At 73.7% G+C, this 9454-nt stretch carries 11 protein-coding genes; 5 read left to right on the top strand and 6 right to left on the bottom strand.

Going from position 1 to position 9454, the window contains the following annotated elements; genetic code table 11:
* Positions 1–117: 117 nt before the first annotated feature.
* Complete coding sequence (locus tag ABZ914_RS20765; RefSeq protein ID WP_500194897.1) at positions 118–519, bottom strand: carboxymuconolactone decarboxylase family protein; 402 nt, start codon at positions 517–519, stop codon at positions 118–120.
* Positions 520–625: 106 nt separating this feature from the next.
* On the opposite strand from ABZ914_RS20765, the gene ABZ914_RS20760 reads away from it, so the two are divergent.
* The gene (locus ABZ914_RS20760) at positions 626–1504 is read left to right on the top strand and encodes a LysR family transcriptional regulator (RefSeq protein ID WP_500194896.1); all 879 of its coding nucleotides are present in this window, start codon (positions 626–628) and stop codon (positions 1502–1504) included.
* Between the two features lie 85 nt (positions 1505–1589).
* Here the strand turns inward: ABZ914_RS20760 and ABZ914_RS20755 are convergent, their stop codons facing one another.
* Positions 1590–2021, bottom strand: coding sequence for a MarR family winged helix-turn-helix transcriptional regulator (locus ABZ914_RS20755; RefSeq protein WP_500194894.1), 432 nt, complete (start codon positions 2019–2021; stop codon positions 1590–1592).
* Between the two features lie 53 nt (positions 2022–2074).
* Here ABZ914_RS20755 and ABZ914_RS20750 point away from each other — a divergent pair, with 53 nt between their 5' ends.
* Complete coding sequence (locus ABZ914_RS20750; RefSeq protein ID WP_500194892.1) at positions 2075–3283, top strand: MFS transporter; 1209 nt, start codon at positions 2075–2077, stop codon at positions 3281–3283.
* 194 nt (positions 3284–3477) lie between these two features.
* Positions 3478–4713, top strand: coding sequence for an MFS transporter (locus ABZ914_RS20745; RefSeq protein ID WP_500194890.1), 1236 nt, complete (start codon positions 3478–3480; stop codon positions 4711–4713).
* 33 nt (positions 4714–4746) lie between these two features.
* Here the strand turns inward: ABZ914_RS20745 and ABZ914_RS20740 are convergent, their stop codons facing one another.
* The gene (locus ABZ914_RS20740) at positions 4747–5136 is read right to left on the bottom strand and encodes a VOC family protein (RefSeq protein WP_500194888.1); all 390 of its coding nucleotides are present in this window, start codon (positions 5134–5136) and stop codon (positions 4747–4749) included.
* Between the two features lie 152 nt (positions 5137–5288).
* Between ABZ914_RS20740 and ABZ914_RS20735 the strand changes: the two genes are divergently transcribed.
* Complete coding sequence (locus ABZ914_RS20735; RefSeq protein ID WP_500194887.1) at positions 5289–5735, top strand: hypothetical protein; 447 nt, start codon at positions 5289–5291, stop codon at positions 5733–5735.
* 34 nt (positions 5736–5769) lie between these two features.
* On the opposite strand, the gene ABZ914_RS20730 is transcribed toward ABZ914_RS20735, so the two are convergent.
* From ABZ914_RS20730 to mshA, 3 genes are read right to left on the bottom strand one after another with little or no spacing between them, the layout of a single operon-like run.
* The gene (locus tag ABZ914_RS20730; protein ID WP_500194885.1) at positions 5770–6588 is read right to left on the bottom strand and encodes a phosphoglyceromutase; all 819 of its coding nucleotides are present in this window, start codon (positions 6586–6588) and stop codon (positions 5770–5772) included.
* Positions 6589–6616: 28 nt separating this feature from the next.
* Positions 6617–7111, bottom strand: a complete 495-nt coding sequence (locus ABZ914_RS20725) for a type III secretion system chaperone family protein (RefSeq protein ID WP_190860833.1) — start codon at positions 7109–7111, stop codon at positions 6617–6619.
* Between the two features lie 38 nt (positions 7112–7149).
* Positions 7150–8493: a D-inositol-3-phosphate glycosyltransferase gene (gene mshA, locus ABZ914_RS20720; RefSeq protein WP_500194882.1), complete on the bottom strand. Its 1344-nt coding sequence runs from the start codon at positions 8491–8493 to the stop codon at positions 7150–7152.
* A 134-nt stretch (positions 8494–8627) separates the two neighbouring features.
* Here mshA and ABZ914_RS20715 point away from each other — a divergent pair, with 134 nt between their 5' ends.
* The gene (locus ABZ914_RS20715; RefSeq protein ID WP_190860837.1) at positions 8628–9389 is read left to right on the top strand and encodes an SDR family NAD(P)-dependent oxidoreductase; all 762 of its coding nucleotides are present in this window, start codon (positions 8628–8630) and stop codon (positions 9387–9389) included.
* Positions 9390–9454: the final 65 nt, after the last annotated feature.

The following is a 9454-nucleotide window of genomic DNA, read 5'->3' as shown; positions in this document are numbered from 1 at the left end:
GGCGCCCGGCGCGGCCGCGCCGGGCGGGCCGCCACCGCCGACCGCGCCCCGGAACCGGCGCTCACCTGACCCTCCGGGCCCGTCCGGAAGACGCCTCGGAAGGGCCCGGCCACGCGGTCACGACAGGTTGCTGATCGGCAGCAGGCCGCGCTCGCCGAACACCTTCTTGGCCACGAGCGTCGCGTTGACCGACCGGGGCACACCCGCGTAGACGGCCGTGTGCAGCAGCGCCTCGGCGACCTCCGTGGCGGTCAGGCCGACGTTCAGCGCGGCGTTGATGTGCACCTCCAGCTCGATCTCGCAGCCGCCCAGCGCCGCCAGCACGCCGAGCGTGACGAGCTGGCGGTCGCGGGCGGGCAGCTCCGGCCGGGCGTACATGTCGCCGAACGCCCACGCGACGACCTGGTGGCCCAGCTCGGGCGAGACGTCGGCGAGCGAGTCGACGACCCGCTGCCCGGCCTCCCCGTCGACCTGCTCCAGGACCTTCATCCCGTACCGGTAGCGCTCTTCGCGGTTCATCTCGTCCTCCTTGAAGCGGTTGCGATGACTAGATCGTGGCCCGGAAAACCGCGTCGGCTGCCTCTAAGGCATGCGGAGATATACTTCCCATGCTTGGGAGGCATGGATGGATCTGCGGATGCTCGGCTACGTCGTCGCGATCGCCGAGGAGGGCTCGGTCAGCGGCGCCGCCCGCCGCCTGCGGCTGACCCAGCCGACCCTCAGCCGGCAGCTGCGCGAGCTGGAACGCCGCCTCGGCACCGAGCTGTTCGTCCGCGAGGGGCGCGGCCTCACTCCGACCGCCGCCGGAAAGGCGCTGGTGAAGCGCGCTTCGGTGGTGCTGGCGGAGGCGGAGGCGGCGCTGGAGGACGTCCGGCTCGCCGCGCAGGGCCTCGCCGGGCGCGTGACGGTGACGTTCGCCGGGTCCGGGATCAACGGGCCGCTCGGCGGCGCGCTCGGCCGGCTCCGCCGCGAACTCCCCCGCGTCGACCTGCGGCTGGAGGAGAGCTTCAACGACGCCGAGATGTCGGACGGCGTGCTCGACGGGCGCTTCGACCTGGCCGTCCAGCGGCTCCCGTCCCGCGACGCGCGGCTCGCCACCCGGCCGTGGTGGAACCAGCCGCTCACCCTGTTCCTGCCGTCCGCGCACCCGCTCGCGCACGCGCCGGGCCCCGCGCCGCTGAACGCGCTCGGCCGCATCCCGCTCGTCCTGTGGCCGCGCGAGGTGTCGCCGCACTCCCACGACGAGATCCTCGCGCTGTGCGAGCAGGCGGGCGTCGTGCCCCGGATCGGCGCGCGCGGCCGCAGCGTGCAGACCGTCCTCGCCCTGGTCGCGGCCGGCTTCGGGGGCGCGGTGATGCCCGACTCGCACCGCGCGCTGCGCCGCGTCGGCGTGACGCCCCGCCCGCTCGCCGGCACGAACACGACCCTCTACCTGGTCTGGCGCGCCGACGAGACCGACCCGCTCGTCCACCGCTTCCGGGACACCCTCGCCGACCTCGCCTGACCGTCGCCGGACCCGCACCAACCTCGCCTGACCCGCGCCGTTCGGCGAGGGGCGCGGGTTCACGCCGGGCGCGGGGCGCGGGTGCTCAGTCGTCGGCCAGCAGGTCGCGGAGCAGGTCGCGCAGGGCCTCCTGCTTGTCGTCGGCGAGCGCGGCCAGCGGGGAGTGCGCGCCGAGGCGGTCGAGGACGCCGGCGCGGGCCCGCTCGCCCGCCGGGGTGAGGACGATCTGCTTGGCGCGCCGGTCGGTGGGGTGGGGCCGGCGCTCGATCAGGTCCTGCGCTTCGAGCCGGTCGAGCACGAACGTCGCGTTGGACGCCTCGCACGCCATCCGGACGGCCAGCTCGCGCGCCGTGATCGGCTCGGACAGCTCGCGGAGCGCGACGACCTGGGACGCGGTCATGCCGATGTCCTCGGCGACGCGCCGCACGTGGACGTCGAGCCGCTGCACGAACCGGTGGACGAGCTTGCACACGTCCCGGTCGATGTCGTCCGCCGCCGGCGCGGGCTGCTGGGCCATACCGGAAGTCTACCCGACCTGATTCGAGTCATGATAATGATAGTTCGAACTATATGAGTTCGAACTACATGGAGCTGCGCGTGCCCCTCCCTCTGCTGTCCCTGATGCTGGTGGTCTTCGGCCTCACCACCGGCGAGTTCGTGATCGCGGGCATCCTGCCCGACGTCGCCGCCGGGCTCGCGGTGCCGGTGCCCGCCGCCGGCCGGCTGGTCACCGCCTACGCGCTCGGCATGATCGTCGGCGGTCCGGTCGTCACCGCGCTGACGGCGCGGCTGCCCCGCCGCCCCCTCGTCGCCGGGCTCGTGACCGTGTCCGTGCTCGCCAACCTCGGCTCGGCGGCGGCGCCCGGCTACGGGCTGCTGCTGGCCGCCCGGTTCACCGCCGGGCTCGTCGTCGCGACGTTCTTCGCCGTCGCCATCGCCACCGCCGTCTCCACGGCCGCCGAGGGGAGGCAGGCCTCGGCCGTCGCGAAGGTCGCCCTCGGGATGAACCTCGGCATCGTCCTCGGCACCCCGCTCGGCACGCTCGTCGGCCAGCACCTCGGCTGGCGCGCCGCGTTCGCGGCCGTCGCCGCCGTCACCCTCGCCGGCCTGCTGATGGTGCTGCGGTTCGTCCCCGCGATCCCGGCCCCCGCCGGCTCGGTCCGCGGCGAGCTGCGCGTCTTCGCGGGCCGCGACGTCCGGCTCGCCATCGCGCTCACGGCCGTCGGCAACGTGGGCGTGGTGACCGTCTTCTCCTACATCGCACCGCTGCTCACCGGCGTCAGCGGCTTCGGCGAAGGCGCCGTACCCGCCTTGCTGCTGGTGTACGGGGCGGGCGCGGTCGCGGGGAACTTCCTCGGCGGCCGGCTCGCGGACAGGGCCCTGATGCCGTCGCTGGCCGGCCTGCTCGCCGCGCTGGCGGCCGTCCTCGTGCTGTTCTGGGCCGCCGGGGGCGTGCGGCTCCTCGCCGTCCCGCTGGTCTTCGTCCTGGGGGTGCTCGCGTTCGCGATCATCCCGGGCATGCAGACCCGCGTGCTGAGCGCCGCGGGCGCCGCGCCGACGCTGGCCGTCGCGGGCAACGCCTCGGGCTTCCAGGTCGCCGCCGCTTTCGCGGGCTGGCTCGGCGGCGCCGTCATCGACCACGGTCCCGGCGCCCGCTCGCTGTACCTGGTCGGGGCGGCCCTCACCGTCGCGGGCCTGGGCATCGCGCTCGCCATCCTGCGCCGTGACCGCCGCACGTCCGCCGACCCCGAACGCCCCCTGGAGCAGGTCGGCTCCTGAGCCCGAGGGTTACTCCAGGGCGGTCGGCCTGATCGTCGCCATCGTCGACCAGGCCATCACCTGCCTCGAACCCGGCCTCGCCCGGTGGCCCACGAAGCCGCCCTGGAGACCCCGGCCCTCGCCCTGTAGGGTCCGCCTCGGCCCCGTCCGCAGGATCCGCCCCGCGATCCCCACGCCCGGGAGGGCGATCGCGCATGGCACTGAGGAACATGCTGCTCGACGTCGCGCCGCTGCGCGCGTCGCCCGCCTTCCGGCGGCTGTGGGCGGGGCAGACGCTCTCCGGGTTCGGCGGGCAGATGACGCTCGTCGCCGTGATGTTCCAGGTCTGGCAGGCGACGCGGAGCACCACCTGGACCGGCGCGGTCGGCCTGGCGCAGGCGGTTCCGCTCGTCGCGCTCGGGCTCTTCGCGGGATCGCTCGTCGACCGCGTGGACCGCCGGAGGTTCTACCTGCTCACGACGGCCGGGCAGACGGCGTGCTCGCTCGCCCTCGCGCTCCAGGGTGTCCTCGGGCACCTCCCCCCGGCCGGGGTCCTCGGGGTGGTCGCGGTGCAGTCCTGCTTCGCCGCGGGCGGCGGGCCCGCCTCGCGCGCCTTCATCCCGCGGCTGCTGCCGAAGAAGCAGGTGGCCGCCGGACTGGCGCTGCGGCGGATCGCCTTCCAGGGCGCCATGCTGGTCGGGCCCGCGCTGGGCGGGCTGATCGTGGGCGGCCTCGGCGTCGGCGGCTGCTACCTGATCGACGCGCTCACGTTCGCCGCCGCGCTCTACGGCGCGTTCGGACTGCCGCCGATGCCTCCGGGCGGCGAGCCCGCGCGTCCCGGACTGCGCGGGGTGCTGGACGGCCTGGCGTTCCTCGTCCGGACCCCGGTGATCCGCGGGGCCCTGCTCACCGACCTGGCCGTCACCGTGCTGTCGATGCCGGTCAGCCTGTTCCCGCTGATCAACGCGGAGCGGTTCGGCGACGACCCGCGCACGCTCGGACTGTTCCTCACCGCGATCGCGGCGGGCGGCGTCGCCGCGTCGCTGCTCTCCGGCACCTTCACCCGGCTCCCCCATCCGGGCCGGGTCATGCTCGCCGGATCCGCCGGCTGGGGCGCCGCGCTCGTGCTGTTCGGCCTGGCGCCGGACCCGTGGACGGGCCTCGCCTGCCTGGTCCTGGCGGGCGCCGCCGACACCGTCTCCGTGGTGTCGCGGGGCACCGTCGTCCAGCTCGGCACCCCGGCCGAGCTCCTCGGCCGGGTCGGCGCCGCCGAGCAGATCGTCGGGCAGGCCGGTCCCGACCTCGGCAACCTGCGCGCCGGGCTGGTCGCGGACGCCACGTCCGGCACCGCGGCCGCCGTCAGCGGCGGACTGCTCTGCCTCGGCGCCGTCGCCGCCGTGGCGGCCGCCACCCCGCCCCTCCGCCGACGCTCCGCGTCCCCGGCGCGGTAACGGTCGGCGCGGCCGCGCTCAGCACGACCACGCTCAACGCGGCGCGGGCTTCACCCTCCGGCGGAGCAGGCAGAACTCGTTGCCCTCCGGGTCGGCGAGGACGTGCCAGGACTCCTCGCCCGTCTGCCCCACGTCGGCGGTCCGCGCGCCGAGGTCGAACAGCCGCTGGAGCTCCTCGTCCTGGTCGCGGTCGGTCGCGTTCACGTCGAGATGCAGGGGCAGCTTGCCGCGCCTCGGTTCGTCGCTGCGGCTGAGCACCAGCCTGAGGTCGCCCTCGCCCAGCCCGGTTCCGGCGGGCCCGATCTCGATGTCGCCGTTGTCATCGCGCTCCAGGACGGCGTAGTCGAGCACCGCGCACCAGAACTCGGCGAGGGTCTCGGGGTCCCGGCAGTCGATGACCAGCTCGGTGATGCGGCATGCCATCGCGCCACAGTACCCCGTTAACGATCATGAGCGGGGAGCGGGGAAGGCGCCGCCGGGACGGCGGCGCGGGCGGGGACGGAGGCGGGGACGCGGCCAAGGGCGGCCGTTACGGGAGGCTTATCGGGAAAGGCCCGTTCTGCGATCATCAAAGGGTGAGCGCTGGTGCGACGTGGAGCATCGTCGGCGTCCTGATGGCCGCCACCCTGTTGGCCTTCGTGACGCGCTCCCGGGTCATCGGCCGGCTCTGGGGGCCGGTCTTCCGCATCGCGCACGGCACCGCGTCCGCTGCCCTGCTGTCGCTCCTGCTCTACCTCGCGTGCATGGCGATCCACGGCCTCGTGCAATACGCCGTGCACGCGGCCTTCGGCGGATGGCTCGCGACCACGTTGACCGTGGTGGGGACCTTCGCGTACACACCGGTGGCGCTGGTGCCGCTGCCCGCCCGGGACTGGGAGCCCTTCGGGGACCTGCGCCGCGAACTGGAGAAGGCCGGAGCGACCTTCCCGCAGGCGCGGGCGTCCGCCTGGGTGACCGGGCCCCTGTCGTTCCTCGGGCTCGGCGCCGTGCTCGGACCGCTCTGCATCGAGTTCGCGTCGTGAGGGGCCGCCGTCGCCGGCGGCCCCGATCGGCGGTCTACTTCTTGCGGCCCCGCCGGGCCTTCGGCGCGTCCTTCTTCGGCTCGGCCTTCTTCGGCGCGGCGGGCTTCTTACCGCCGCCCTGGTTCTTGACGGCCTCGATGGCGGCCTTCGCGGCGGCCGGGTCGAGGTACTCGCCGCCGCGCTTGAGCGGGGCGAAGTCGTCGTCCAGCTCGTAGACGAGCGGGATCCCGGTCGGGATGTTCAGGCCGACGATCTGCTCGTCGGAGACGTCGTCCAGGTGCTTGACCAGGGCGCGCAGCGAGTTGCCGTGCGCGGCGACCAGGACGGTCTTGCCGGCGGCGAGGTCCGGGACGATCGAGTCGTACCAGTACGGCAGCAGCCGGTCCACGACGTCGGCGAGGCACTCCGACCGCGGGATCAGCTCGGACGGCAGCTCCGCGTAGCGCAGGTCGTTCACCTGGGACAGCGGGTCGTCGTCCTTGATGGGCGGCGGCGGGGTGTCGTAGGACCGGCGCCAGATCATGAACTGCTCTTCGCCGAACTCCTCGCGCGTCTGCGCCTTGTTCTTGCCCTGGAGGGCGCCGTAGTGGCGCTCGTTGAGCCGCCAGGAGCGCTTGACCGGGATCCACAGCAGGTCCGCGACGTCCAGCGCGATGTTGGCGGTGCGGATGGCCCGCTTCAGCAGGGAGGTGTGCACCACGTCGGGCGTGATGTCGGCGTCGAGCAGCAGGTCGCCGCCGCGGGTCGCCTCGCTCTCACCCTTCGTGGACAGGTCGACGTCCACCCAGCCGGTGAACAGGTCTTCCGCGTTCCAGACGCTTTCGCCATGCCGGAGCAATACCAGGGTCGCCATGGTGCAGAGCCTATCGGGACGCGCGGATCTACTCGCGATTGGCCGGGTCCGCGAAGGACGCGAAGGCCCGCAGGTTGGCGAGGCTCTCGCCGCGCTTGACGCGCCAGTCCCACTCCCGCTGGATCGACGACTTGAACCCGCGTTCGAGGGCCTTGTCGAAGTTCTCGTCGGAGTAGGTCAGGACGCAGCCGAGCAGCCGGTCGATCTCGTCAGCGCTGACGGACTCCAGCGGGACCTTCCCGACGAGGTGGACGTCGCCGACGTCGTCGAGGGCGAACGCGACCCCGTACATGCGGCCGTTCTTCTCCAGCAGGAACCGGTAGAACTCGGCGTGGTTCTCGTCGGGGCGGCGGCAGAAGAACGCCTCGACGTGCAGGCTGTGGTCGCCGACGATCAGCCAGGTCATGGTGGCGAGCTTGTGCTGGCCGGGCAGCTTGACGAAGAACGCGTTCTCGCGCGGCTCGTCGAACTCCAGCTCGGCGGCCCGCAGCGCGTCCCGGATCGTCTCGACGGTGCCGCTCATGCGTTCTCCCTTCGAGGGACCCCCCGGTTCGCTGCCGCTCATGCCGTGACCTCCGCGGTGAGCTGCGGGGAAAGGGCTGGCGGTGCGAGGCGGACGGCCGGTAGCGACATGGCACCGGTATACACGTCCAGGAGGCGGTCGACGGTGGCGTCCCACCCGAAGTCCTGGGCGCGGCGGACGGCGCCGCGCGCGAGGCGGTTGTGGCGGCCGGGCTCGGCGTGCAGGCGGCGCAGGACGGCGGCGTAGTCCGCCGGGTCGTGCCCGGAGACCAGGACGCCGGACTCGCCGTCCGCGACCGCAGTGCGGAGCCCGCCGACGCCTGCCGCGACGACGGGCGTCCCGCACGCCTGGGACTCGACGGCGACGAGGCCGAACGACTCGCTGTGCGACGGGACGACGGTGACGTCCGCGGCGCGGTACCAGTCGGCGAGGTCGGCCTGCGGGGCCGGCGGCTCGAACCGGACGACGTCGGCGATGCCGAGTTCGGCGGCGAGGGACTGCAGGCCCTCGGGGCGGCACCGGCCGGAGCCGCTCGGTCCGCCGACGACGGCGACGACGAGCCGGGAGCGCAGCGACGGGTCGTCGGCGAGCATGCGGGCGGCGGCGCGCAGCAGCACGTCGGGGGCCTTGAGGGGCTGGATGCGGCCGACGAACAGCAGGACGTACGCCTCGCGGGGCAGGCCGAGGCGGCGGCGGGCGGGGCCGGTGCGGTGCGGGAGGAGCCCGGTGCTGCGGGCGAGGATCGGGGACTCGGGGCGGAACACCGACAGGTCGACGCCGGGGCTGACGACGGCGACGCGGCGCGGGTCGGCGCCGTACAGGCCGATCAGCTCGTCGGCCTCCTCGCGGGTGTTGGCGACGAGCTGGTCGGAGGAGGCGACGACCTGCTCCTCGCCGAGGACGCGCTCGTCCGGTTCGGGCTTGTCGCCGTCGGCGAGCGCGGCGTTCTTGACCTTGGCCATGGTGTGCATCGAGTGCACCAGCGGGACGCCCCAGCGCTGCTTGGCCGCCCATCCGGCCTGGCCGGAAAGCCAGTAGTGGGTGTGCAGAAGGTCGTAGTGGCCGGGGTCGTAGGACGCCTCGGTGCGCAGCAGGCCGGAGGTGAAGCCGCACATCTGGCGGGGCAGCTCGCTCTTGTCGAGCTCCTCGAACGGGCCGGCGACGACGTGCCGGACGAGGACGCCGGGGGCGAGCTCGGCGACGGGGGGCAGGGCGCGGCAGGTCGCGCGGGTGAAGATGTCCACCTCGACGCCGCGGGCGGCCAGCCGTTTGGCCACCTCGACGATGTAGACGTTCATGCCGCCCGCGTCGCCGGTACCGGGTTGGTCGAGGGGGGAAGTATGAACACTGACCGTCGCAACTCGGTTGATACGACGCGACACCGGACACCACCTCCGGTAGTGCAACCTATCGAGCGGGTTACCTGTTCCCTCAGGAAGGGGGACAATCGTCACTTCTCGCCACAGTGATCGACCTCACCGGCCGGCGCCAGGCCCGCACCTGGGAGGCTGGACGCATGCGTAAGACCGCGGTAGTGACCGGAGCAAGCAGCGGAATCGGGGCCGCCACGGCCAGGCGGCTGGCGGCGGAGGGCTTCAACGTCGTCCTGGCGGCGCGGCGCCGCGAGCGCCTCGACGGGCTCGCCAAGGAGATCTCCGAGGAGGTCCCGGGCGCGGCCAAGATCGTGCCGTTCACCCTCGACGTGACCTCCCAGGAGTCGGTGGACGCGCTGGTCGCGGCGGTCGGGGCCTGCCACGTGCTCGTCAACAACGCGGGCGGCGCGCTCGGCCTCGACACCGTCGAGACCGCCGACCTCGACGACTACCGGGCCATGTACGAGACGAACGTGCTCGGGCTCGTCCGGGTGACGAAGGCGCTGCTGCCGAAGCTGATCGAGAGCGGCGCGGGGCACGTGGTGAACATCACCTCGCTCGCGGCGCACGTCCCGTACGAGGGCGGCGGCGGGTACAACGCGGCCAAGCACGCCGCGTACGCGGTGAACGAGGTCATGCGGCTGGAGCTGGTGGCGAAGCCGGTCCGGATCACCGAGGTCGCGCCGGGGCTGGTGAAGACGGAGGAGTTCTCGCTGGTCCGGTTCCGCGGCGACGAGGCGCGGGCGGCGAAGCCGTACGAGGGCGTCCCGGAGCCGCTGGTGGCGGAGGACGTCGCGGACTGCGTCGCGTGGGCGGTGACGCGCCCTCCGCACGTCAACATCGACCGGATCGACGTCCAGCCCCGCGTCCAGGCGGCCCCGCACAGGCTGCACCGCGAAGGCTGACGCGTCGGCGTGCGGCGGGTCGGCGTCATGAGCCCGTCCGTGACGGCGACCCGCCGCGGCTCAAC

The sequence above is a fragment of the Spirillospora sp. NPDC046719 genome, assembly GCF_040645715.1.
Lineage (GTDB): Bacteria > Actinomycetota > Actinomycetes > Streptosporangiales > Streptosporangiaceae > Spirillospora.
This window is presented reverse-complemented; position numbering and strand designations above follow the sequence as displayed.

What these genes read in the sequence shown, in the direction of transcription:
- ABZ914_RS20725 (WP_190860833.1), bottom strand. Translation starts at nt 7,111, where the DNA reads ATGAGCGGCACCGTCGAGACGATCCGGGACGCGCTGCGGGCCGCCGAG.
- ABZ914_RS20760 (WP_500194896.1), top strand. Translation starts at nt 626, where the DNA reads ATGGATCTGCGGATGCTCGGCTACGTCGTCGCGATCGCCGAGGAGGGC.
- ABZ914_RS20765 (WP_500194897.1), bottom strand. Translation starts at nt 519, where the DNA reads ATGAACCGCGAAGAGCGCTACCGGTACGGGATGAAGGTCCTGGAGCAG.
- ABZ914_RS20755 (WP_500194894.1), bottom strand. Translation starts at nt 2,021, where the DNA reads ATGGCCCAGCAGCCCGCGCCGGCGGCGGACGACATCGACCGGGACGTG.
- ABZ914_RS20715 (WP_190860837.1), top strand. Translation starts at nt 8,628, where the DNA reads ATGCGTAAGACCGCGGTAGTGACCGGAGCAAGCAGCGGAATCGGGGCC.
- ABZ914_RS20750 (WP_500194892.1), top strand. Translation starts at nt 2,075, where the DNA reads ATGAGTTCGAACTACATGGAGCTGCGCGTGCCCCTCCCTCTGCTGTCC.
- ABZ914_RS20740 (WP_500194888.1), bottom strand. Translation starts at nt 5,136, where the DNA reads ATGGCATGCCGCATCACCGAGCTGGTCATCGACTGCCGGGACCCCGAG.
- ABZ914_RS20745 (WP_500194890.1), top strand. Translation starts at nt 3,478, where the DNA reads ATGGCACTGAGGAACATGCTGCTCGACGTCGCGCCGCTGCGCGCGTCG.
- ABZ914_RS20730 (WP_500194885.1), bottom strand. Translation starts at nt 6,588, where the DNA reads ATGGCGACCCTGGTATTGCTCCGGCATGGCGAAAGCGTCTGGAACGCG.